The organism is Streptomyces sp. NBC_00223 (assembly GCF_036199905.1).
GTDB lineage: Bacteria > Actinomycetota > Actinomycetes > Streptomycetales > Streptomycetaceae > Actinacidiphila.
Genome location: NZ_CP108109.1, coordinates 5,985,899 through 6,007,724, shown reverse-complemented (window position 1 = coordinate 6,007,724; position 21,826 = coordinate 5,985,899). Strand labels below are relative to the sequence as shown.

The following is a 21,826-nucleotide window of genomic DNA, read 5'->3' as shown; positions in this document are numbered from 1 at the left end:
GGTTCCTTCCTCGGAGAGCCGGTTGGGTGCGTACAGAGGGTACGAGGCTTCCCCGCCGCGAGCGCCACCTTGATCGACTTGTTCGTCCGGGAAGGGCCGTCGGGCTCAGAACCTGGCTGGTTCGATGTACGTCCCCCACTCCTCGCGCAGCACCCCGCAGATCTCACCGAGCGTGGCCTCGGCCCTGGCCGCGTCGAGCATCGGGCCGATCATGTTGCCGCCGTCCCGGGCCGCGGCCAGCATCGCGTCGAGCGCGGCCCGTACCGCCGACTCGTCCCTGGCGGCCCGGCGGCCGGCCAGCTCGCGCACCTGCTCGCGCTCGACCTCGTGGCTGACCCGCATGATCTCCAGGTCGCCGGTGACCGAGCCGGTGTGGCAGTTGACGCCGACCACCCGCTTGTCGCCCTTCTCCAGCGAACGCTGGTAGCGGAACGCCGACTCGGCGGTCTCGGCGGTGAAGTAGCCGTCCTCGATGCCGCGCAGGATGCCCGAGGTGATGGGGCCGATCGTGTGCTCCCCACTGGGTACGGCCCGCTCGCCGAGCTTCCTGATCTTGTCGAAGATCTTCTCCGCGTCGGCCTCGATCCGGTCGGTGAGCGCCTCCACGTACCAGGAGCCGCCCAGCGGGTCGGCCACATTGGCGACGCCGGTCTCCTCCATCAGCACCTGCTGGGTGCGCAGCGCGATCTCGGCGGCCTGCTCGCTGGGCAGCGCCAGGGTCTCGTCGAGGGCGTTGGTGTGCAGCGAGTTGGTGCCGCCGAGCACCGCGGACAGCGCCTCTATGGCGGTGCGCACGACGTTGTTGTACGGCTGCTGGGCGGTGAGCGAGACGCCGGCGGTCTGGGTGTGGAAGCGCAGCCACTGGGCCTTCTCGGACGTGGCGCCGTACTCGTCGCGCAGCCAGCGGGCCCAGATCCGGCGGGCGGCGCGGAACTTGGCGATCTCCTCGAAGAAGTCCAGGTGCGCGTCGAAGAAGAAGGAAAGACCGGGCGCGAAGGTGTTGACGTCCAGGCCGCGGGAGAGCCCGAGTTCCACGTAGCCGAAGCCGTCGGCGAGGGTGAAGGCCAGCTCCTGCGCGGCCGTCGCGCCCGCCTCGCGGATGTGGTAGCCGGACACCGACAGCGGCTTGTACGCCGGGATCCGCTCGGCGCAGTGCTCCATCAGGTCGCCGATCAGCCGCAGATGCGGGTCGGGCGCGAAGAGCCACTCCTTCTGCGCGATGTACTCCTTGAAGATGTCGGTCTGGAGCGTGCCGTTGAGCACGGCCGGGTCGACGCCCTGGCGCTCGGCGGCGACCAGGTACATGCAGAAGACCGGGACGGCGGGTCCCGAGATCGTCATCGAGGTGGTGACGTCGCCGAGCGGGATGCCCTGGAAGAGGACCTCCATGTCGGCGGCGGAGTCGATGGCGACCCCGCAGTGGCCGACCTCGCCGAGCGAGCGGGGGTCGTCGGAGTCGCGGCCCATCAGGGTGGGCATGTCGAAGGCGACGGAGAGTCCGCCGCCGCCCGCCGCGAGGATCATCTTGTAGCGCTCGTTGGTCTGCTCGGCGTTGCCGAAGCCCGCGAACTGCCGGATGGTCCAGGTGCGGCCCCGGTAGCCGGTCGCGTGCAGCCCCCGGGTGAAGGGGTACTCCCCCGGCCAGCCGATCCGCTCGAACCCGGGCACGTCCGCGCCGGACGGCGGGCCGTAGACGGGGTCCACGGGGTCGCCCGAGAGGGTGGTGAAGTCGGCCTCCCGCTTACGGGCTGAGTCGTACCGTGCCTGCCAGCGCTGGCGGCCTGTCTCGATGCCTTGGGCGTCCATGCCTTCAAATTTACTAGGACGTCCAAGTAAATGTCGATGAGGCACGGCTCACCTCGTCGGCGAACCGGTCATACGGTCGTACGGGCGGCCGGGTGCACGGCCGATCAGAGGGCCGGGCACGCATCCCGGACACACGGGTGCCCCGCCCGGCGCCGCGCGGCTCCGCGGGCGTTTCGGGCGGGGCGGCGGCTACGCCTTGACGGGCTCGGGGTCGCCCGCGTGAACGACGAGCGGCGCCAGCTCGCGGGTGACGCGGCGCTCGACGAAGAAGGCGGCGGTCGGCACAGTGCCGGCCAACAGGACCCACGCCATCCGGCCGATCGGCCACTTCGCCTTGGAGCACAGGTCGAAGGCCATGACGAGGTAGACGACGTAGAGCCAGCCGTGGGCGAAGCCGACGACGCTGGTGAAGGGGCCCGCGCCGTTGATGTCGAGCACGTACTTGGCGATGACGCCGAGGGTGAGCGCGATCAGCAGCACGCCCGTCACGTAGGCCATCACCCGGTAGCGGGTCAGCACGCTGGATTTCATGCACCCGAGCGTAGCCGCCCACCCGCGCCCCCTTTCCCCCGGGGCGTGGACCCTACTCGGCCCCTTGCATCTGTCGGCCTTCCTGCTCGCTGCCTCCGCGGACAGCCTCCGCCGAGCCCCACGGACAGGAGCAGCCCCCGGCCGGCCACTGCGGCAGCTCGGGCGTCAGTCCTCCGCACCCTCTTTCGGCCTTCCTGCTCACTGCCTCCGCGGACAGCCTCCCCCGTGCCCACCCTCAGGCAACAGGACCCATCGGCCGGCCACTGCGGCAGCTCGGGCGTCAGTCCTCCGCACCCTCTTTCGGCCTTCCTGCTCGCTGCCTCCGCGGACAGCCTCCGCCGAGCCCAACGGACAGGAGCAGCCCCCGGCCGGCCACTGCGGCAGTTCGGGCGTCAGTCCTCCGCACCCTCTTTCGGCCTTCCTGCTCGCTGCCTCCGCGGACAGCCTCCCCCGTGCCCACCCTCAGGCAACAGAACCCATCGGCCGGCCACTGCGGCAGCTCGGGCGTCAGTCCTCCGCGAAATCCCCCGCAGCTATCCGCAGCGGACGCAGCAGCGCGAAGATCTCGCCGCACTCCTCGTCGTCGTACGCGCTCAGGCCGAAGTCCATCGCGACCAGGTCGCGGGTGGCGGCCTCGACGATCTCGCGGCCCTTGTCGGTGATCGAGGCCAGCGTGCCGCGGCCGTCGTTGGGGTTGGGGCGCTTGGCGACCAGGCCGGAGCCGACCAGCCGGTCGACCGTGTTGGTCACCGACGTCGGGTGGACCATCAGCCGCTCACCGATCTTGGACATCGGCAGCTCACCGGCCTTGGAGAAGGTGAGCAGCACCAGTGCCTCGTACCGCGCGAAGGTCAGCCCGTACGGCCTGACAACCGCGTCGACCTGGCCGAGCAGGATCTGCTGGGCGCGCATGATCGAGGTGATCGCGGCCATCGAGGGCACCCCGCCCCAGTGCTGCGTCCACAGCTCGTCGGCGCGGGCGATGGGGTCGAAGGGCAGGCTCAGGGGCTTTGACACGTCCCCGAGCCTACCCGCCGGTCACATACCGGGACCAGGCGTCCATCATCTGGTCGTGACGATCGGTCCGTCAGGCCAGCGCGCTGAGCGCGTGCCACTGGTCGAGCGACAGATTCCACTCGCCGTACCCATTGCCCTTGTCGACGGTGGCCCGGGTGGAGCCCGTGGTGATCACCAGGTCGCCGCGGGTCGCCCTGTCGAAGAACCACGTGGCGTCCGCCATGCTCATTCCGACGCACCCGTGGCTGGCGTTCTGGACGCCCATCAGCGCGTCGTTCCAGGGCGCGGCGTGCACAAAAGTGCCCGAAGAGGTGATCCGCACCGCTTCCTTGACGTCCTCGTCGTAGAAGTCGGAGGAGTCCTCGGAAGTGGCGATGCCGACCGAGGCCGAGGTCATCCGGACCACGGACTGCTTGGTCATCACCACCATCTTGCCGTTCCAGGTCGGATAGTCGGACCGGCCCCCGGAGATCTTGAAGTTCTTGACCGTCTTCCCGTTCTCGGTGACCCGCATGGTGTGGGCCTTGAGGTCGACGTAGGAGATCCGGGCGGTGCCGATGGAGAAGGTGTCGTTGATGTCGCGGCGCAGATAGCGGTGGTCGCCGGTGTCGATGCCGCTGAGCTTCGCGGTCAGTGTGACCTTGGTCCCGGGCTGCCAGTACGTGTCCGGCCGCCAGTCCACCCGCTGGACGCCGGTCAGCGGATCGGTCAGCCAGCCCCAACTTCCGTGCACGGCCGGGGTGGTGGTGACGGTGAGCGCCTTCTCCACGGCCGCCTTGTCGACCACGGGCCGGTCGAAGGCGAGCGAGACCGGCAGCCCGACGCCGACCACGTCGTGGTTGAGCGGGGTCGGTGTGACGCCGTTGACCTTGGCGGCGGCGGCCGTGGTGAACGTACTGGTGGTCCCGGTCGCCCGGCCCGCCGGGTCGGCGGCGGTGACCTTGACGGTGTACGAGGTGCCGGGCGTCATCGTGCGGTCGGAGGTCCAGGTGTGCTTGGCCGGGTCGAGGGCGCCGGTGACCTCGACCGGCTGGACGCCGTCGTTGGCCTTGCCGTCCGGGGTGACGGTGACCGTGCCGAGCGTGCCGCCCGAGACGGTGACCTTCACCGGGGTGCCCGGCAGGACGTTCGCGGTGTCCGCGGCGGGCGTGACGGTGACCCGCGCGGGGGCGGCGGTGGTGGACGCCGGGCCGGCGCCGTCCTTGCCGCCGGAGGAACCGCCGCCGGCGTCGCTGTCGTGGCCGCCGCAAGCGGTGGCGCCGAGTGCCACGGCCAGCAGCACGGCGGGCACGGTGAGGGCCCGCGGTCGGGTGAAACGTATGCGGTACACGGGATCACGGTCCTTGTCAGCAGTGCGGGGTGAGCGTGGTGGAGTCGGGGAAGGAGTCGATGCCGGTGCCGGTGCCGCCGACGTCCGGCCTGTACGCCCCGGCGGGCGGCACCTCGCCTCCGGTGACAGCGCTCCCCTTACCGACCGGACCGGTGGGAACGGGACTGTCCACGGCGTCGGGTGCCAGCCGGCTGAGCGACCTGGCAATGCACTTGGCAGGCTCGTCGCCCGCACCGGAGAACCCGGCCTTGCCCATGTCGCCGTCGCCGGTCGCGCGGAGGTCGAACACGGCGAGATACGCGCCGCGCCACGCGATCCACACGGAGACCGACCCGGGGTCGCGGTCACGGCCGGGGCCGGCCGACGCGATGCTGTCCGGTCCCGCCACCACCGGGCCGCACTTGGCCTTCGCCTGGGCCGCCACCCGGGAGGCGGCCTCCTGGGTGGCGGCCTCGCCGGTCAGGGCGTACAGCCGGTAGTGGGCGACGAGCCCATAGGCGCTCTCGGCGTAGGTGCGTTCCACCGACGCCCGTACCGTCTGGGGTCCTGGGGCTATCGGGCAGGTCCGCGGGTACTTGCCCTCCGCCGCGACCGGGACCTCCTCCCATCTCCACTTCGGGTAGAGCGGGAGGGCCTCGGGCGGGAGGAGTTCGGCGTCCAGGACGGTGGTCAGCGCGGCGGGGGACGGGGAGGCGGGGGTGGACGCGGCGGGCACGGTGGGGTCGGCGCCGGTACGGAGCCCGGGGAGGAACTGCCAGCAGCCGACGGCCAGCGCGAGGGCGGCCACGAGGGAGACGGCACCGGTCCTGCGCCGGGCGCGCCGCCGCTCGCCGTGTCGGCGGGCCGCCGCCGCTCCGGCCAGGACGACCAGCGGCTCGGTGTCACGGGCGAGTTCACGCAGCCGGTCGTCGATCGGGTCGGGTCCGACCGGGTTCGTCGGGCCGGACTGGTCAGCCATGAAGGGGCACCTCCTCGGTGCGTAGGTGCCTGGAACGGGCGGGGTGTTCGGGGTCGTCCGCGCCGGGTTCCTCCTTGAGGCGGGCGGCGAGCGCCTTGCGGCCACGGCTGAGCCGGGTGCGGACGGCGGCGCTCGACACACCGGTCACGCGGGCGATCTCGTCCACCGGGAGGTCGAGCAGGTGGTGCATCACGACGGCCGTGCGCTGGTCGGTGCCGAGCGAGCGCAGGGCCTCGACGAGCGCGACCCGGTCCGGGGCCAGTGCGGGCGCGTCGGGGAGGGGACCGTGCCGGAACTGGGCGCGCACGCGGTTGCGTGCCTTGCGCCAGGTGCTCACGGCGAGGCGCAGCGCGACCGTACGCACCCAGGGTGTGGGGTCGCCCTCGTCGGTGAGCTTCGCCCAGCGCTGCCACGCGCGGGCGTACGCCTCCTGCACGGCGTCCTCGGCTTCGGCCAGGTCGCCGGTGACGGCGTAGACGACGGCGACCATGCGTTTGGCTGTCGCCGTGTAGAACTGGTCGAAGTCCGCGGTCCGGGCGGGGCCCGGGGCGCGCTGTTGGGTCATGTGGTTCGTCCCTCCCGCTTGCTTACACGCGCGGGCGACCCTCATCGTGACAGCTCCCGGCCGACTTTCTTCCTGACATCGGTGGCCGGTCCTCCCCTGCCCCCAGCCGCCGGCCGGGCTTTGGCCTCAAGCGCCGGCCGGGCTGGTTCTGCCCTCAGACGCCGGGCGGGTGTCCTCTGCCCTCAAGCGCCGGGCGGGCTCGATGGGTTGACGTCGGGCGGGCTCGGAATCGGTTGACGTACAACCGGGCCCGACGTGGTCGGCTCGCACCGCGACCAGGCAGACACCAGAATCTCCGCCGCGCCCGTCATCACGGCGGCCACTGACACTCATCGACACGGTTCGCTCGGCCGCAAGAGGTACGGCGCCACCTCTTCCTTGACTTCGGAATGTGTTCCGAAGCAGGCTGGACCCATGTCCACTCTCACCGTTTCGTTCTCCGACCTGTCGAAGAACTCCAAGCGGGTTGCCGACACCGTCGAACGCGCCCAGCGCGTTCACGTCACGCGTCGCGACGGCGAAGATCTGTACCTCACCACTGAGCGCCATGATCGTCAACGCGAGGAGACCGCCGATGTCACCGCCCGGCTGTTCTCAGCCCTGATCAGCAGCGACGAAGGCGCCCGCGCGATTCTGCTCGCCCTGCCCGCGGTCTTCCCGTGGACCCGGCACCTGTCGACAGAGGAAGTGCGCGAGTTCGTCGTCGACCTCGTGAACGCAACCCACGACGCCGCAGAACTGGATGTGCACACCAATCTGCACCGAGTCATCGTCGAATGGCGCGCCACCGCCAGGATCCTCGCCGATCCCGACCTGACGGCGCAGCTGACCTCCCCGCTCCCGGACGAGGACCACGGCGAGGTACCTGCTCCATGAGCCCCAAACGCGGCGACGACGTCCCGCCGCCGCCGATCGGCAACGAATGGCGCCTCCGATTCGCCACGAACGACGCAGCCAAAGGCTGGGGCGACCTGTGCACCGAAGCCCCGGGTAACACCCGGCGCTGCTACGAGGCGCTGCGCGCCGACCCGGTCTCCACGAACGACCCCGACCGTCAGCACAGGCTCCGCGGACGCCTGGCCTCCGCCACCCTTGGCGGCACGGAATACCCCCAGTGGGAGTACGAGGTCACCGCCGGCGGCCGCGTCCGCTACCTCGTCGACCTCCCTCGCCGTACCGTGCACCTCGTCTACGCCTCCACACGGCACCCCAAGGACACCGACAGCTGACCCACGTCGCACCGTACAGGCGCCAACAGCTCCCGACCCGGTGGGCAGGTTCGGCGCCCAGGACAGAGCGTGCGCCGCCGACATGGGACATGCCCGTCGGGGACGGTGCGAAGCGCACTCACATCGGGTTTGGCATGCAGCCAGGACTTGGCCGACGGCGGGCCCGATCCCGCCGTGGACGGCCTCGCCGAACGTATGGCGCGATGGACCAGTTGGGCGGCGATCGCCTCCGACTCCTCGCGCAACTGCCCGGCCTGCCTCAGGCGCCGGGCGGACTCAGAATCGGCCAACGCGCCACCCGCGCTCACGCCCCCGCCCTCAAGCGCCGGGCGGGCTTGAGGGGTTGACGTCGGGCGGGCTCGGAATCGGTTGACGTACAACCGGGCCCGACGTGGTCGGCTCACACCGCGAACACCGCGACCTGCACACCCATTCGCGTTCAGTGGCGCTGAGGTGACAGCACGTTGAGGACGTGGTCCTTGGCGAAACTCTTTTCCCACGGCGTGTCCAGGACCACACAGCCGCCGAGTTGCTCGATGTCGGCCTTCACCACATCCGAACAACCCATGGGAGCCCTGCTCGTGAACTCGAATCTCCACGGCATCCAGCCCGAGACCGTGGAATCCGTGGGCCTGTCGGAGAAATTCGGCGGCGCCGCCGGGAAAGCGGGGCACGGAACGAAAGTGTAAGTGACGATTTTACGCGAGGGGAGGAATCCGGATTTCTCCCCTCGCCGCCCCTCGACGTACAGCTCTCCCTCGGTGGTGATATAGAACATCGGGGTCGCTCCTGGAGCCCGGTTGATGATCCACCCGCCGGGATGAGAGATGAACGAGTCCAGATACCCCCGGCCCGTGGGCGACTTGTCGCGCCCCCGGCCCACCACTTCCTTTCCGGTTTTCGGCGAAATCCCCTTCCGTGGCGCCAGTGTGGCAAAATCCCGGCAGTAGACGAGGAAATCGCTCCAGACCCGCGAGGCGACCTCAAAGGTCGCCTCGACTTGGTTGCGGATATCGGATTCCGCGGAGTGAGCAGCCGCCTGAGCCTTGTTCAGATCGTCCATGAGCCCCATGGCGGCAGTTTACCCAGCCGACCGGGTCCACAAGAGGGTGTTCTCCGAGGCCCGATGGGGGCGTCCCGCAGGTCAGGACGCCTAAGCTGCCGGAAGGGGGTCGACGGGGACGCGGGTGCGGTGGACGGAGCGGACGACCGCGGCGACCGCGACCGTACCGAGCACACCCCCGCCGCAGATGACCGTGTACGGCGGGGCCCACTCCGCCACCGCGCCGCCGATCGTCAGGCCGATGCCCTGGAGCAGCATGATCCCCGCTCCCAGCAGGGACATCGCCCGCCCCCGCATCTCCTCGGGCACCTCCTCGACGAACCAGCGGTCCATCCCCAGGGCGTAGGCCGCGCACAGGCCGGTGAGCACCAGCAGCACGATCGCCCAGGGCAGCGGCGGATGCAGGACGAACGCCGCCATCGGCAGCAGTGAGACCCCGGCCAGCGGCAGCGCGATCCGGTCGCGGGTCACCGGGCCGAGCAGCGTACCGGCCAGCACCTCGCCGACCACCGTCCCCACCGGCATCGCGGCCAGGAAGATGCCGAACCCGGCGGAGCCGGCCCCCGCCGCGTCCGCGAAGGGCGCGCCCACCCCCTCCGCCATCGCGAAGAACGTCGGCGGCACCCACCACATCAGCAGCAGCGCCCGGATCCGCGGGTGCGCGAGCAACTGCCCCGCGGAGGCCAGCGAGTGGCCCATCACCGTGCCCTCGGCCCCGGCGCCGCGGGCGGGCCGCTCACGCGTCCCGGTCCGCAGCAGCAGGGCGGAGCTGAGGAACGTGACGACGGTCACGCACAGCGCCGCCCGCGGCGACATCCACACCAGCACCAGGCCGCCGACGCCGAAGCCCACGATCTGTGAGCTCTGCGAGACGATCCGGATCAGTGAACGCCCCAGCACATAGCGGTCGCCCTGGAGGATGTCGGCCAGGCTGGCCCCCCGGGTCCCGGTGAAAAGCGGCGAGACCATCGAGACGGACACGCGTAGCGCGAGCAGAACGGCGATCGGTGTTCCCGGCACCGCCATCACGGCCACGCACGCGGCGGAGAAGAGGTCGCAGCAGACCAGCACCCGGCGTGGGGGGTAGCGGTCGGCGATGCCGGACAGCAGGGCGCCGCTGACGGCGTACGGCAGGACGGTCAGGGCGAAGACCAGTGCGGTCAGCACCGGGGAGTGGGTTTCCCGGAACACCAGGACGGCCAGAGCTACTTGGGCGAGAACCGTGCCGAGCATGGACAGGACGTGGGCGGCGAACATGGGCCGGAACTCCCGGACCGCGAACACCGCGCCGTATCCCGCGTGGGTACTTCCGTCGCTCCCGGGGGTGGTGGGAGCGTTGTCTGTTCCGGCCGGCGAAGGAGGGTGACCACCACGTGGAGGGTGCTCGCTGTCCGTTGTCATGGCATCACACTGGTGGCACAGGCCCCACCCGTCGTAGTCTTTCGGGCGAAGCCGAATCTTGGGGGGCGTGATGTCGTTTCGCATGCGGTTTGCGGCTGAGGACCTGCTCCGGTGCCGCTTCGCGATCTCTCCGCTGCGGGAGATCCAGGGCGCCATCCGTACCCTGTCCCGTCCTGACCGGCACGGATACCACCTGCCGTGGCTGCGTCAGGTGCGTACCGCCGCGGCCGGGCTCGATCTCGCGTCCCTGTGGCTGCTCTCTCCGGAGAACGGAAACGGCCCGGACTTCCTGCACCCGCTGCCCGACGCCCCCCTGGCGGCCCTTGAGGACGAGCTGGCCGCGATCCGGGCCACCCCGCCGGAGGTGGCCCGCGGTCAGATCGCGGCGGCCCTGGCGCAGACGCCGGGCGCGGACGCCACCCGCAGGGGCACCGGCATGCTGGCCGACCCGGAGGGCGCCGTACGGCAGTTGGCGGGCCTGTACGAGCATGTGTGGTCGGCGCTGCTGGCCCCGCACTGGCCGCGGCTGCGGGCCGTCCTGGAGGCCGATGTGGCCTACCACGCACGGCGGTTGGCGGACGGCGGCATGCAGCGGTTGTTCACCGGGCTGCATCCGAAGCTGAGTTGGTCCGACGGCGCGCTGACGGCGACCGGGCACGCCAATCAGCTGCCCGAACCCGCAGGCCAGGGGCTGATCCTGGTGCCGAGTGTGTTCTTCTGGCCGGAGGCGGGCAGCGCCTTCGACCCGCCGTGGCAGCCCACCGTGGTCTATCCGGCGCGCGGGATAGGCGGGTTGTGGGCGGAGAGCGGACCGGCCGCCTCCACCGCGCTGATCCGGCTGCTGGGCGCCAACCGCGCGGCCATCCTCACCGCCCTGGACTCCCCCACCACCACGACGGCGCTCTCCCACCGGCACGCGATGGCGATGTCGTCGGTCTCCGCGCATCTGTCGGTGCTGCGCGACGCGGGACTGCTCCGCTCCCGCCGCTACGGCCACCAGGTGCTGTACGAGCGCACCCCGCTGGGCATCGCGGTGGCGACCGGCGGCCTGCTGTGACCGGACAGCAGCCGCCGTACGGACGATCGGATACGGACACGGTACGTCACCGCGCGGTCGCCCGGAGACATGAGGTGAAACGTCCGGTCATCGGCCGTAAAACGTCCGAAAAGCGCTGTCCGGCGGCGGAATCCCGTTACTCGGCGAGAAAGCGCTCGACGGTCTCCACCTTCGAGGTGAGTCCGTCCGTGACGCCCGGCCGGATGTCGGCCTTGAGCACCAGCGAGACCCGCGGGGCCCGCTCCTCGACCGCGGCGACGGCCCGCCGTACGACGTCCATCACCTCGTCCCACTCGCCCTCGACGGAGGTGAACATCGCGTCCGTACGGTTGGGCAGGCCGGACTCGCGCACGACGCGCACCGCGTCCGCGACGTACTCCCCGACCTCCTCGCCGACGCCGAGCGGGGTCACGGAGAAGGCGACGATCACGCGGGGGTCACCGCCTCGGTCTGCGCCCGGCGGGCGGCGTCGACGCTCTCCTGGCACTCGCGGTGCAGCATCCGCTCGGCGAAGAAGCCGCCGGTGGGCAGGACCGAGAGCACGAAGTACAGCGCGGACCGGCCCAGCGTCCAGCGGACCCGGTACCAGGCGAGCGCCCACAGCACCACGTAGATGATGAAGAGCACACCGTGGATCATGCCCATGGTGGGGACCGCGTTGAAGTCCGTGGTGCGCTTGAGCACCGAGCAGACCCCCAGCAGCAGGAACGACACCGCCTCGGGGGCGGACACCAGGCGCAGCCTGCGCAGGGCGGAAGCGGTCTTCAGGTCCACGGGAACCTCACTGTCGGCGGTCGGGCGGTGCGGGTCTTGTGAACGCGATCACAAGACTCCCGACCATTATCACCGGACCTGGGCCCGCGTCCCGCCCCGGGGGGGTCGGCTCCCACGCTCCGGGGGGTCGGCAACCGCGCGCCGGGGCGATAACGTCCCCTCTCACGGACCACGTTGTCCCGCACCCGCCGCCGGTGACCGCCCGCCGGCCCGGACGCGGACAGCGCCGCCCCACCCGCCACCGACCCACACAGACGGGGACCGACACCGATGAGCATCGACTGGGACCGCAGACACTGCTCCCGCAGGGGCCACATCACCTACGCGCCCACCGAGCTCCGTCTGCGCGCGAAGCTGCACGCGCAGACGCCGGTCGGCACGGTCTGGCGCTGTCTGCGCTGCGGTGACTTCGTCCTCGGCGAGCCGCACGGCAGCGGCCCGGCCGACCAGGCCCCGCTGGTGCCGCGCGGCAAGGCGCTGCGTGACCTGTTCATCCTGCGCTTCCTGGCGGTCGAGCGGGTGCTGCGCGGGCTGCTGATCGTGCTGGCCGCCTGGGCGGTGTGGAAGTTCAGCAACTCGCAGGACGCGGTCCACCAGCTCTTCGAGAAGGACCTGACCGCCTTCAAGCCGGTCGCCGACCACTTCCACTACGACCTCGACCACTCGCCGGTCGTCGACACGATCCGCAAGACCTTCGACTACAAGCAGTCCACCCTGCGCCTGGTGGCCGGCGGACTGGTGGTCTACGCGCTGATCGAGATCGTCGAGGGCTTCGGCCTGTGGTGGGGCAAGCGCTGGGCGGAGTATCTGACGGTGGTCGCGACCGCCGCCTTCCTGCCGATCGAGGTCTACGAACTCACGGAGAAGACCAGCTCGTTCAAGATCGCCACGCTGGCCCTCAATGTCCTGGCCGTGCTCTACATCCTGCTCGCCAAGCGGCTGTTCGGGCTGCGCGGCGGGGTGGAGGCGTTCGAGGCCGAGCGGCGCGGCGAGTCGCTGCTCGAAGTCGAGGAGGCGGCCGGTGAGGTGCCCGACCCGCTGCCGGTACGCCGGCGCCCGACGGCGGACAGCGTCTGATGGCGAACTTCCGGCTGCACGGCAGCCGCGTCCTGGCCGTCGACCTCGACGGCGACGCCGTCAAGGCGAAGAACGGCGCGATGGTCGCCTACGACGGTGAGATGACCTTCAAGAAGATGACCGGCGGCGGCGAGGGTCTGCGCGGCCTGGTCACCCGCCGGATCACCGGCGAGTCGATGGCCGTCATGGAGGTCAAGGGCCGCGGCACCTGCTACTTCGCCGACCGCGCCACCGAGATCAACCTGGTCCGGCTGGCCGGCGAGAAGCTGTATGTCGAGGCGAGCAATCTGCTGGTCACCGAGCCCGGCCTGCGTACCGGCACCACCTTCACCGGGCTGCGCGGCGCCTCGCAGGGCAACGGGCTGTTCACCACGACCGTCGAGGGGGTCGGGCAGGCCGCGATCATGTCCGCCGGACCGGCGATCGTCCTGCGGGTGACCGCCGCGACCCCGCTGATCGTCGATCCGGGCGCGTATGTGGCGCACACCGGCAGTCTGCGCCAGCAGCTCCAGTCCGCGCTGGGCTGGCGGACGCTGATCGGCGAGGGCTCGGGCGAGAGCTTCCAGATCCGCTTCGAGGGGGAGGGCCTGGTCTACGTGCAGCCCAGCGAGCGCGACACGATCGGGGGACAGCTCTAGATGCCGTTCACCAGGATCAACTCCAAGATGGTCGAGGCGCCGGTCGTGCCCGGCCAGCGGCTGTTCAGTCAGCGCGGCGCGATGCTCGCCTACCGCGGCGAGGTGTCGTTCACCCCCAGCATCACCGGCGGGCAGGGCGGGGTGATGTCGATGATCGGCCGCCGGGTGGCCAACGAGGCGACCCCGCTGATGACCGTCGAGGGCAACGGCTCGGTGATGTTCGGCCACGGCGGCCACCACATCCACACCGTGGACCTCACCGGCGAGACGCTCTACGTCGAGGCCGACCGGCTGCTGGCCTTCGACGGCTCGCTGCGGCAGGGCACGATGTTCATGGGCTCGCAGGGCGGGGTGATGGGCGTGATACGCGGTCAGGTCACCGGGCAGGGCCTGTTCACCACCACCCTCCAGGGCAAGGGCTCGGTCGCGGTGATGGCCCACGGCGGCGTCGTCGAGCTGCCGATCACCCCGCAGCGTCCGGTCCATGTCGACCCGCAGGCGTATGTCGCCCACCGCGGCGACGTACGCAACAAGCTGACCACCGCGCTCGGCTGGCGCGAGATGGTCGGCCGCGGCTCGGGCGAGGCCTTCCAGCTGGAGCTGTCGGGACAGGGCATGGTCTATGTGCAGGCGTCGGAGGAGAAGCTGTGACGTATCCGCCCCCACCGCCCCTGCCCCCGGTGCCGCCGTCCGTACCGCCGGGGCAGCCGTCCGCGCACGGCGGGCCGGTGATCCACGACGCCCACACCCTGCCGTCCAACGACAACGTCAACGCCTACGCGTTCAGCGTGGACCTCGACGGGCAGTGGTTCCTGCAGAAGGGGAAGATGATCGCCTACTACGGGCAGGTCGACTTCCTCGCGATCGGCCACGGCCCGCTGGACCGGCTGGTCGCGGCGAACTTCCACTCCCCGCTGCACGCGGCCGACTGGGTGGTCGCCCAGGGCCGCGGCAAGATGCTGCTCGCCGACCGGTCGTACGACATCAACTCGTACGACCTGGAGAACGGCAATCTCACCATCCGCTCGGGCAACCTGCTGGCCTTCCAGCCCGGGCTGGCCCTCAAGCAGTCGATCGTCCCGGGGTTCCTCACGCTGATCGGCACGGGCACCTTCGTGGCCGCGTCCAACGGCGCCGTGCACTTCGTGGAGCCGCCCATCCGGGTGGACCCGCAGGCACTGGTCGGCTGGGCGGACTGCCCGTCGCCGTGCCACCACTACGACCACGGCTACATGCGCGGGGTACTCGGCGGCATCCGGGCGCTCACGGGCATCGGCGGGGCCTCGGGCGAGGAGCACCAGTTCGAGTTCGTGGGGGCGGGACAGGTGCTGCTCCAGTCCACCGAGACGCTGATGGGAGAACTGGCCACCGGGGGAGTGCCGGGGCAGGCGGGTCCCGGGGTACCGGGGGCGGGTACGTAGACGGGCGTGGCCTCGGAGGCGACGGAAGGGCACCCCGTGTGACCGCGCGGCTACCCTGGCGATCATCCACGGTTCAACCGCCGGTAGGATTGACCGTATGGAGACCGAGACCGCGGACGCAGTCACCACCTGGCTCAGCGAAGACGAGCAGCGGGCCTGGCGTATCCACCTCGATGTCAGCCGACTGCTGATGTACCAACTGGAGCGCGACCTCCAGCCCTTCGGGCTGACCAACAACGACTACGAGATCCTGGTCAACCTCTCCGAGGCGGAGGACCGCCGGATGCGGATGAGCGACCTGGCGAAGTCCACGCTCCAGTCCAAGAGCCGGCTGTCCCACCAGGTCACCCGGATGGAGACGGCGGGAATGGTCCGCCGGGAGAACTGCGAGTCCGACCGCCGCGGGCTGTACGCCGTGCTGACCGAGCTGGGCTGGGAGACGATGCGCAAGGTCGCGCCCCGCCATGTCGCGTCGGTGCGCGCGCACTTCATCGACCTGATCCCGTCGGAGTCCCTGGTCGCCTACCGCGAGGCCCTGGCCCCGGTAGCCACCCACCTCCGCGCCGCCCGCACCCGCTGACCCGCCCCGCCGGGCGACGTCAACCAACCAAGCCCGCCCGGCGTTTGAGGGCAGGATCAGCCCGGCCGGCGCTTGAGGCCAAGCCCGGCCGGCGATTGAGGGCAGGGGGCGCCGGGCACGGCCCGACGTTCAGCGATGCAGGAGATACGCGTTCATCCCCCGGTGCAACGCCTTGTTCACCGCCCCCTGCAACCCCAACTCCCACTCCCCCAGCGTCTCCACCACCTCACCCCCGGTCCCGAGCTTCCACCGCACCAACCCGTGCCCCCGCACCTCGGGATCCAACGCGTCCGGCACCCCCCTCATGTCGTACACCCCGACGCCCATCGCATGGGCGTCGCACAGCATCCGCCACTGCAACGCGTTGCTCGGCCGCACCTCCCGCCGGTGATCGGCGGACGCGCCGGTCTGGTACCAGACGCGCCCGCCGTCCGGCCCTGTGAGCATCGTGTGCGCGGCGAGCATCTCCCCGTCGTGCCACGCGGTGTACAGCCGCATACGGCCGGGCAGTTCGGCGTTGAGCGCCGCGTACTGCCGCTGGTAGTAGTCGAGTCCGCGGCCGAGGTCGAAGCCGTCGCGCCGCTCGGTGATCCGCAGCAGCTCGTGGAAGGCGGGCAGCGCCTCCGGGCCCTCCACCCCGGTCCTTACCCCGGACTTCGCGGCCTTCTTGATGTTGCGGCGCCACTCCTGGTTCAGGCCGGTCCACAGGTCGTCCAGACCGCGGCCGGCCATCGGTATCTCGAACACCAGCCGCGGCTGCGCGTCACCGCCCTGCCCGTCCTCGCCGCAGCGCCGCCAGCCCGCCTCCCGCAGCCGGTCCGCGACCGACGCGCCGAGCGGTTCCACCAGATCGGGCAGTACGTCGCCGATCCGCCGCCCCGGCCCGACCGCGCCCTTGAGCGTGGGTGCCGTCCACCGCCGATACGCCAGCGGCGGCCCCATCCGTACCGCGAAGGCGCCCGTGGCGCGCAGATGGTCGAGGAGCGGGTCGAGCCAGCGGGCGAGCCGAGGGTCGGACCAGTCCAGGCACGGGCCCTCCGGGAGGTACGCGAACGAGCGTCGTACGCCCGGCAGTTGGCGGTACAGCACCAGCGCGGTGCCCACCAGCCGCTCCCGCGCGTCGGTCCAGCCCAGACTCTCCGCCTGCCAGCCGGTCTTCACCCGGGCCCAGGCGGGGTTCTGCAGAAAGCTCACCGTGCCGGCACCCCGGCCCCCAGCCGCCCCCGCGCCGCGCAGGAAGGCCGCGTGCGTCTCGGCCGGGATCGGGCGCAGCCGCAGGGCGCCGGACATGCCGTCGTCCATGGTCCGTTCGGAACGCTGGTGCGTGGTCATCGTCAAGGCGTCGTCCTCCGCGCTGCGGAGCGGACCGCCGCGGCCCGCTGACCCGTCTCACGCCTGTGCGGGCCCCCAGGTGACAGAGACCTTTCCGACACGCCCGCCGACTACCACCCGCCTCGGCCGCCGGTGCAGACTTGCGCGTCTGCGACGATCGGGCAGGGCGACGTGGGGAGTACGACGGGTGAGTTCAGCAGCGGACCTCAAGGGGCGGCGGGCGCACGCCCGGCAGCCCTCGCTGCGGCGCAGCGGCGGGGTGATGGTGGCCGGTTCGCTGGTCTCGCGGGCCACCGGGTTCATCCGGCTCTCCGTGATCACCGCGGCGGTCGGCACAGCCGCGTACGGCGACGCCTTCGGAGTGGCCAACACCGTGCCGAACATCATCTACGCGCTGATGATCGGCGGCGCCCTCCAGTCCGTCTTCATCCCCGAACTCGTCCGCGCGGCCAAGGAACACTCCGACGGCGGGCGGGCGTACACGGACCGGCTGCTGACCCTGTGCGGGGTCGCGCTGCTGGTGATCACCGCGCTGGCCGTACTCGCGGCGCCGCTGCTGGTGGGCGCGTACGCCCCGGACTTCACGGGGGCGCAGCGCGATCTGACGGTGGCGCTGGCCCGTTACTGCCTGCCGCAGATCCTCTTCTACGGGCTCTTCACACTGCTCGGCCAAGTGCTGGGCGCCCGGGACCGGTTCGGCGCGATGATGTGGACGCCGGTGCTCAACAACGTTGTGGTGATCGGGGTGTTCGGGCTCTATCTGGGGCTCGCGCACGGCGGTGTCGACCGGCGGGACGCGATGCTGCTGGGGCTCGGCAGCACCGCCGGGATCGCCGTACAGGCGCTGGCCCTGCTGCCCTCACTGCGGGCCGCGGGCTTCCGCTGGCAGCCGCGGTTCGACTGGCGCGGGTGGGGGCTGGCCGCGCCGATGCGGGCGGCGGTGTGGACGCTGATGCTGGTGCTGGTCAACCAGCTCGCGTACTGGGTGGTCACCCGGCTGTCCACGTCCGCCGGGCAGCACGCGCTCGCCGCCGGGCACCACGCGGGCGTCGGCTACGCGGCCTACAGCAACGCGTACAGCCTGTGGGTGGTGCCACAGGGCATCGTCACCGTCTCGCTGGTCACCGCGCTGCTGCCGCGGATGAGCCGGGCGGCGGCGGACGGCGACCACGCGTCGATCGGGGCGGACCTCTCGCGCGGTCTGAAGGTGTCGGGGACGGCGATCGTGCCCGCGGTGCTGGCGTTCCTGGCTCTCGGGCCGCAGATCGCCGGGGTGGTCTTCCAGCACGGCGCGACGACGGAGGCGGACGCACGGGCGATCGCGTGGATGCTGACCGCGTTCGCGCTGGGGCTGCCGGCGTTCGCGGGCCAGTACCTGCTGGCCCGCGGCTTCTACGCGCTCGGCGACACGCGGACGCCGTTCTTTCTGAACGTCGTCATCGCGGCGGTCAACGCGGGCCTGGCGGCGGCCAGTTACGTACTCCTGCCGGCCCGCTGGGCGGTCACGGGGATGGCGGCGGGGTACGCGGTGGCGTGCACGGTCGGGCTGGTCTGCACGACGGCTCTGCTACGGCGGCGGCTCGCGTGGCGGCCGCGGGTCCTGGGCCATCATGTCCGGCTGGCCGTGGCCTTCCTGCCGGGCGCGGCCCTCGCCTGGGTCACAGCCCGCGCCTGCGCGTCCCACCTGGGCCCCACCCTGGCGGGCGACCTGGCCGGCCTGCTCCTGGGCGCCGCCGCCCTCGCCCTCCCGGCCCTGGCCCTGGCCAAACCCCTCCACCTCCCCCTGCGCCCCCGCCCCCACGCCTGAGCACCCCATCAGCCCGCGCGAGCGTCACCCAACCCAAGCCCGCGCGGCGTTTGAGCGCAGAAAGCCCGCCCGGCGATTGAGGGCAGCGCGAGCCCGCCGGAACGCTCGCTTCACCCGAGCCCGCCCGGCGATTGAGGGCAGGATCAGCCCGCGCGGCGTTTGAGCGCAGAGAGCCCGGCCGGCGTTTGAGGCCAAGCCCGCCCGGCGATTGAGGGCTACCCGGCGGTCAGGCCCGCGACGAGCTCGTCCGCTGCCGCGTAAGGGTCAAGGCGGCCCCCCACGACGGCTGCCGCGAGAGCGGACAGCCGTTGATCGCCGGGCAGATCGCCGAGCCGCGCTCGCAACGCGGTCAGCGCGATATTCTCGATCTCCCCCGCCGCCCGCCGCTCACGCCGCAGCATGAGCACCCCGTTCTCCTCCATCCACGCCCGGTGCTTCTCCAGCGCCTCGACGACCTCGTCGATCCCCTCGCCCCGCGACGCCACCGTCTTGACGATCGGCGGCCGCCAGTCCCCCGGCGCCCGGGACTCGCCCAGGCCGAGCATGTGGTTCAGCTCGCGGGCCGTCGAGTCCGCGCCGTCCCGGTCCGCCTTGTTGACGACGTAGACGTCGCCGATTTCGAGGATGCCGGCCTTCGCCGCCTGGATGCCGTCGCCCATGCCGGGCGCGAGCAGCACCACCGAGGTGTCGGCCTGCGCGGCGATCTCCACCTCGGACTGGCCGACCCCGACCGTCTCGACCAGGATGACGTCGCACCCGGCGGCGTCCAGCACCCGGATCGCCTGGGGAGCGGCCCACGCGAGGCCGCCGAGGTGGCCTCGGGTGGCCATCGAGCGGATGTAGACGCCGGGGTCGGAGGCGTGCTCGGACATCCGGACCCGGTCGCCGAGCAGCGCGCCCCCGGAGAACGGCGAGGACGGGTCGACCGCGAGCACCCCCACCCGCCGGCCGGCCTTGCGGTACGCGGTGACCAGCGCCGAGGTGGACGTGGACTTGCCGACGCCGGGCGAGCCGGTGAGCCCGACCACGTATGCCCCGCCGGTCAGCGGCGCGAGCGTGGCCATCACCTCGCGCAGCTGGGGGGACGCCCCCTCCACCAGCGAGATCAGCCGGGCCACGGCACGCGGCCGGCCCTCCCGCGCCTGCGCGACCAGGGCCGGGACGTCCATCGTTGCTCCCTCTTTTTGTGGCTCGCATGTATGTGGCTCGGTTCGCCGCCGGGCTCCCCCGCACGGAATCCGGGGACACCCCCGAACACCGGCACGACCCCGGGTAACCGCCCCCGCGCAACCGTAGCCAATCGCTCGCGCGAGCGGGCACCCCGCTCAGGGTGCCCCGCTCAGGGTGCCCCGCTCAGAACACCAGGTCAGAACACCGGCTCAGGGCACGCGGATGATCAGCGCGTCGCCCTGACCCCCGCCGCCGCACAGCGCCGCCGCCCCCGTACCGCCCCCGCGCCGCTTCAGCTCCAGCGCCAGATGCAGCACGATCCGCGCGCCGGACATCCCGATGGGGTGGCCGAGCGCGATCGCCCCGCCGTTGACGTTGACCTTGTCCGTGGTCACGCCGAGGTCCTTCATGGACTGGACAGCGACGGCCGCGAACGCCTCGTTGATCTCGATGAGGTCCAGGTCGTCGACGGTCAGCCCGGCCTTGCCCAGCGCGTGCCTGATCGCGTTGGACGGCTGCGACTGGAGGGAGTTGTCCGGGCCCGCCACATTGCCGTGGGCGCCGATCTCGGCCAGCCACTCCAGGCCCAGCTCCTCGGCCTTGGCCCGGCTCATCACGACCACCGCGGCGGCGCCGTCGGAGATCTGCGAGGAGGTGCCGGCAGTGATGGTGCCGGCCCCGTCGGCGGCGAAGGCCGGCCGCAGCCTGCCGAGCGATTCGGCCGTGGTGTCCGGGCGGATGCCCTCGTCCTCGCTGAAGACCACCGGGTCGCCCTTGCGCTGCGGGATCTCGACCGGCGTGATCTCTGCGTCGAACAGGCCGTTCTTCCGCGCGGCGGCGGCCCGCTGGTGGGACAGCGCGCCGAAGGCGTCCTGCGGCTCCCGCTCGATGCCGAGCCGGGTGTTGTGGGCCTCGGTGGACTGGCCCATCGCGATGTTCTCGAAGGCGTCGGTCAGCCCGTCGTACGCCATGGCGTCGAGCACCTGGATCGCGCCGTACTTGTAGCCCTCGCGGGACTTGGGCAGCAGGTGCGGCGCGTTGGTCATGGACTCCTGGCCGCCGGCGACGACGATGTCGAACTCGCCGGCCCTGATCAGCTGGTCGGCCAGCGCGATGGCGTCCAGGCCGGACAGACAGACCTTGTTCACGGTCAGCGCGGGCACGCTCATCGGAATGCCCGCCTTGACGGCCGCCTGGCGGGCCGGGATCTGGCCGGCGCCCGCCTGGAGCACCTGCCCCATGATCACGTACTCGACCTGCTCACCGCCGATCCCGGCCCGCTCCAGCGCCGACTTGATGGCGAAGCCGCCGAGGTCGGCGCCGGAGAAGGAGCGCAGGCTGCCCAGGAGGCGGCCCATCGGCGTTCTGGCACCTGCGACGATCACGGATGTGCGTGCGGCCTGGCTGGTCATGGTGCGGCCCCTTCGGCGGAAGAGAGGTTAACGAGGGTTACCGTCAATGTACTGAGGGGACAGGGCCCAGGTCACCGGGCGGAACGTGTGATGGCGCGCACGTTGCGTGACCACATATCGGTGCGGTGGACTGTGTACATGCTGACTCGCATCGACCACATCGGGATCGCCTGCTTCGACCTCGACACGACTGTCGAGTTCTACCGTGCCACCTATGGCTTCGAGGTGTTCCACTCCGAGGTGAACGAGGAGCAGGGCGTGCGCGAGGCCATGCTCAAGATCAACGAGACCTCCGACGGCGGGGCCTCCTACCTCCAGCTGCTCGAACCGACCCGCGAGGACTCCGCGGTCGGCAAGTGGCTGGCCAAGAACGGTGAGGGCGTCCACCACATCGCCTTCGGTACCTCGGACGTGGACACCGACTCCGAGGCGATCCGCGACAAGGGCGTACGGGTGCTGTACGACGAGCCGCGCCGCGGTTCGATGGACTCCCGGATCACCTTCCTGCACCCCAAGGACTGCCACGGCGTGCTGACCGAGATCGTCACCTCTGCGAAGGACCTCACGAAAGACCCCGCGAAGGAGCACGCCGCGGGCCCCGGCCGGGACCCCGACGAGGGCGAGCAGTCGGCCCCGGACCGGCAGGATCACTGACCCA

The 21,826-nt window shown here is 71.3% G+C and carries 23 protein-coding genes; 10 read left to right on the top strand and 13 right to left on the bottom strand.

What is annotated here, in order from left to right; translation table 11 throughout:
- Nucleotides 1–105: 105 nt before the first annotated feature.
- From OHA30_RS25670 to OHA30_RS25645, 6 genes are all read right to left on the bottom strand, one after another.
- Nucleotides 106–1,806: an acyl-CoA mutase large subunit family protein gene (locus OHA30_RS25670; RefSeq protein WP_328916238.1), complete on the bottom strand. Its 1,701-nt coding sequence runs from the start codon at nt 1,804–1,806 to the stop codon at nt 106–108.
- 189 nt (nt 1,807–1,995) lie between these two features.
- The gene (locus OHA30_RS25665; protein WP_328916237.1) at nt 1,996–2,337 is read right to left on the bottom strand and encodes a DUF3817 domain-containing protein; all 342 of its coding nucleotides are present in this window, start codon (nt 2,335–2,337) and stop codon (nt 1,996–1,998) included.
- A 507-nt stretch (nt 2,338–2,844) separates the two neighbouring features.
- Complete coding sequence (locus tag OHA30_RS25660) at nt 2,845–3,354, bottom strand: MarR family winged helix-turn-helix transcriptional regulator (RefSeq protein WP_328916236.1); 510 nt, start codon at nt 3,352–3,354, stop codon at nt 2,845–2,847.
- 70 nt (nt 3,355–3,424) lie between these two features.
- Nucleotides 3,425–4,684 (bottom strand): L,D-transpeptidase, encoded by a 1,260-nt coding sequence (locus tag OHA30_RS25655; protein WP_328916235.1) that lies wholly within the window; start codon nt 4,682–4,684, stop codon nt 3,425–3,427.
- Nucleotides 4,685–4,700: 16 nt separating this feature from the next.
- Complete coding sequence (locus OHA30_RS25650; RefSeq protein WP_328916234.1) at nt 4,701–5,642, bottom strand: hypothetical protein; 942 nt, start codon at nt 5,640–5,642, stop codon at nt 4,701–4,703.
- On the bottom strand, nt 5,635–6,207 hold the full coding sequence (locus OHA30_RS25645; RefSeq protein WP_328916233.1) for a SigE family RNA polymerase sigma factor: 573 nt from the start codon (nt 6,205–6,207) through the stop codon (nt 5,635–5,637). Before OHA30_RS25645 ends, OHA30_RS25650 begins: the two co-directional genes overlap by 8 nt.
- A 414-nt stretch (nt 6,208–6,621) precedes the next feature.
- Between OHA30_RS25645 and OHA30_RS25640 the strand changes: the two genes are divergently transcribed.
- Nucleotides 6,622–7,083: a prevent-host-death family protein gene (locus tag OHA30_RS25640; protein ID WP_328916232.1), complete on the top strand. Its 462-nt coding sequence runs from the start codon at nt 6,622–6,624 to the stop codon at nt 7,081–7,083.
- Entirely contained in the window at nt 7,080–7,436 is a 357-nt protein-coding gene (locus OHA30_RS25635; protein ID WP_328916231.1) for a hypothetical protein, read from the top strand. Before OHA30_RS25640 ends, OHA30_RS25635 begins: the two co-directional genes overlap by 4 nt.
- 439 nt (nt 7,437–7,875) lie before the next feature.
- Here OHA30_RS25635 and OHA30_RS25630 read toward each other — a convergent pair whose 3' ends face one another.
- Entirely contained in the window at nt 7,876–8,508 is a 633-nt protein-coding gene (locus OHA30_RS25630; RefSeq protein ID WP_328916230.1) for a hypothetical protein, read from the bottom strand.
- Nucleotides 8,509–8,589: 81 nt separating this feature from the next.
- Nucleotides 8,590–9,756, bottom strand: a complete 1,167-nt coding sequence (locus OHA30_RS25625; RefSeq protein ID WP_405785265.1) for an MFS transporter — start codon at nt 9,754–9,756, stop codon at nt 8,590–8,592.
- A gap of 214 nt (nt 9,757–9,970) precedes the next feature.
- Between OHA30_RS25625 and OHA30_RS25620 the strand changes: the two genes are divergently transcribed.
- Nucleotides 9,971–10,957 (top strand): ArsR/SmtB family transcription factor, encoded by a 987-nt coding sequence (locus tag OHA30_RS25620; RefSeq protein ID WP_328916228.1) that lies wholly within the window; start codon nt 9,971–9,973, stop codon nt 10,955–10,957.
- Nucleotides 10,958–11,093: 136 nt separating this feature from the next.
- On the opposite strand, the gene OHA30_RS25615 is transcribed toward OHA30_RS25620, so the two are convergent.
- Together OHA30_RS25615 and OHA30_RS25610 are read right to left on the bottom strand one after the other, a co-directional pair.
- Nucleotides 11,094–11,387, bottom strand: coding sequence for an MTH1187 family thiamine-binding protein (locus tag OHA30_RS25615; RefSeq protein WP_328916227.1), 294 nt, complete (start codon nt 11,385–11,387; stop codon nt 11,094–11,096).
- The gene (locus OHA30_RS25610; RefSeq protein ID WP_328916226.1) at nt 11,384–11,731 is read right to left on the bottom strand and encodes a DUF3817 domain-containing protein; all 348 of its coding nucleotides are present in this window, start codon (nt 11,729–11,731) and stop codon (nt 11,384–11,386) included. The genes OHA30_RS25615 and OHA30_RS25610 overlap by 4 nt, the downstream gene beginning before the upstream one ends.
- A gap of 270 nt (nt 11,732–12,001) precedes the next feature.
- On the opposite strand from OHA30_RS25610, the gene OHA30_RS25605 reads away from it, so the two are divergent.
- From OHA30_RS25605 to OHA30_RS25585, 5 genes are all read left to right on the top strand, one after another.
- Nucleotides 12,002–12,808 (top strand): DUF2127 domain-containing protein, encoded by an 807-nt coding sequence (locus tag OHA30_RS25605; RefSeq protein ID WP_328916225.1) that lies wholly within the window; start codon nt 12,002–12,004, stop codon nt 12,806–12,808.
- Nucleotides 12,808–13,446 (top strand): AIM24 family protein, encoded by a 639-nt coding sequence (locus OHA30_RS25600; RefSeq protein ID WP_328916224.1) that lies wholly within the window; start codon nt 12,808–12,810, stop codon nt 13,444–13,446. The genes OHA30_RS25605 and OHA30_RS25600 overlap by 1 nt, the downstream gene beginning before the upstream one ends.
- Nucleotides 13,447–14,097, top strand: coding sequence for an AIM24 family protein (locus tag OHA30_RS25595; RefSeq protein WP_328916223.1), 651 nt, complete (start codon nt 13,447–13,449; stop codon nt 14,095–14,097).
- A 29-nt stretch (nt 14,098–14,126) separates the two neighbouring features.
- On the top strand, nt 14,127–14,867 hold the full coding sequence (locus tag OHA30_RS25590) for an AIM24 family protein (protein ID WP_328917994.1): 741 nt from the start codon (nt 14,127–14,129) through the stop codon (nt 14,865–14,867).
- A gap of 97 nt (nt 14,868–14,964) precedes the next feature.
- Nucleotides 14,965–15,447 (top strand): MarR family winged helix-turn-helix transcriptional regulator, encoded by a 483-nt coding sequence (locus tag OHA30_RS25585; RefSeq protein ID WP_328916222.1) that lies wholly within the window; start codon nt 14,965–14,967, stop codon nt 15,445–15,447.
- A gap of 129 nt (nt 15,448–15,576) precedes the next feature.
- On the opposite strand, the gene OHA30_RS25580 is transcribed toward OHA30_RS25585, so the two are convergent.
- A complete protein-coding gene (locus OHA30_RS25580; RefSeq protein WP_328917993.1) occupies nt 15,577–16,779 on the bottom strand; it encodes a lipid II:glycine glycyltransferase FemX in 1,203 nt (400 codons plus the stop codon).
- Nucleotides 16,780–16,966: 187 nt separating this feature from the next.
- On the opposite strand from OHA30_RS25580, the gene murJ reads away from it, so the two are divergent.
- The gene (gene murJ / locus OHA30_RS25575; RefSeq protein ID WP_328916221.1) at nt 16,967–18,586 is read left to right on the top strand and encodes a murein biosynthesis integral membrane protein MurJ; all 1,620 of its coding nucleotides are present in this window, start codon (nt 16,967–16,969) and stop codon (nt 18,584–18,586) included.
- Nucleotides 18,587–18,801: 215 nt separating this feature from the next.
- Here the strand turns inward: murJ and meaB are convergent, their stop codons facing one another.
- Both meaB and OHA30_RS25565 read right to left on the bottom strand, forming a co-directional pair.
- Nucleotides 18,802–19,755 (bottom strand): methylmalonyl Co-A mutase-associated GTPase MeaB, encoded by a 954-nt coding sequence (meaB, locus tag OHA30_RS25570; protein ID WP_328916220.1) that lies wholly within the window; start codon nt 19,753–19,755, stop codon nt 18,802–18,804.
- 210 nt (nt 19,756–19,965) lie between these two features.
- A complete protein-coding gene (locus tag OHA30_RS25565; protein WP_328916219.1) occupies nt 19,966–21,168 on the bottom strand; it encodes an acetyl-CoA C-acetyltransferase in 1,203 nt (400 codons plus the stop codon).
- A gap of 138 nt (nt 21,169–21,306) precedes the next feature.
- Between OHA30_RS25565 and mce the strand changes: the two genes are divergently transcribed.
- The gene (mce, locus tag OHA30_RS25560) at nt 21,307–21,822 is read left to right on the top strand and encodes a methylmalonyl-CoA epimerase (RefSeq protein ID WP_328916218.1); all 516 of its coding nucleotides are present in this window, start codon (nt 21,307–21,309) and stop codon (nt 21,820–21,822) included.
- Nucleotides 21,823–21,826: the final 4 nt, after the last annotated feature.

Bases quoted from the DNA above. Each gene is read 5' to 3' on its own strand.
- OHA30_RS25670 (WP_328916238.1), bottom strand. From the start codon at position 1,806: ATGGACGCCCAAGGCATCGAGACAGGCCGCCAGCGCTGGCAGGCACGG.
- OHA30_RS25665 (WP_328916237.1), bottom strand. From the start codon at position 2,337: ATGAAATCCAGCGTGCTGACCCGCTACCGGGTGATGGCCTACGTGACG.
- OHA30_RS25650 (WP_328916234.1), bottom strand. From the start codon at position 5,642: ATGGCTGACCAGTCCGGCCCGACGAACCCGGTCGGACCCGACCCGATC.
- OHA30_RS25645 (WP_328916233.1), bottom strand. From the start codon at position 6,207: ATGACCCAACAGCGCGCCCCGGGCCCCGCCCGGACCGCGGACTTCGAC.
- OHA30_RS25640 (WP_328916232.1), top strand. From the start codon at position 6,622: ATGTCCACTCTCACCGTTTCGTTCTCCGACCTGTCGAAGAACTCCAAG.
- OHA30_RS25635 (WP_328916231.1), top strand. From the start codon at position 7,080: ATGAGCCCCAAACGCGGCGACGACGTCCCGCCGCCGCCGATCGGCAAC.
- OHA30_RS25630 (WP_328916230.1), bottom strand. From the start codon at position 8,508: ATGGGGCTCATGGACGATCTGAACAAGGCTCAGGCGGCTGCTCACTCC.
- OHA30_RS25625 (WP_405785265.1), bottom strand. From the start codon at position 9,756: ATGTTCGCCGCCCACGTCCTGTCCATGCTCGGCACGGTTCTCGCCCAA.
- OHA30_RS25620 (WP_328916228.1), top strand. From the start codon at position 9,971: ATGTCGTTTCGCATGCGGTTTGCGGCTGAGGACCTGCTCCGGTGCCGC.
- OHA30_RS25605 (WP_328916225.1), top strand. From the start codon at position 12,002: ATGAGCATCGACTGGGACCGCAGACACTGCTCCCGCAGGGGCCACATC.
- OHA30_RS25600 (WP_328916224.1), top strand. From the start codon at position 12,808: ATGGCGAACTTCCGGCTGCACGGCAGCCGCGTCCTGGCCGTCGACCTC.
- OHA30_RS25595 (WP_328916223.1), top strand. From the start codon at position 13,447: ATGCCGTTCACCAGGATCAACTCCAAGATGGTCGAGGCGCCGGTCGTG.
- OHA30_RS25585 (WP_328916222.1), top strand. From the start codon at position 14,965: ATGGAGACCGAGACCGCGGACGCAGTCACCACCTGGCTCAGCGAAGAC.
- OHA30_RS25580 (WP_328917993.1), bottom strand. From the start codon at position 16,779: ATGACCACGCACCAGCGTTCCGAACGGACCATGGACGACGGCATGTCC.
- meaB (WP_328916220.1), bottom strand. From the start codon at position 19,755: ATGGACGTCCCGGCCCTGGTCGCGCAGGCGCGGGAGGGCCGGCCGCGT.
- OHA30_RS25565 (WP_328916219.1), bottom strand. From the start codon at position 21,168: ATGACCAGCCAGGCCGCACGCACATCCGTGATCGTCGCAGGTGCCAGA.
- mce (WP_328916218.1), top strand. From the start codon at position 21,307: ATGCTGACTCGCATCGACCACATCGGGATCGCCTGCTTCGACCTCGAC.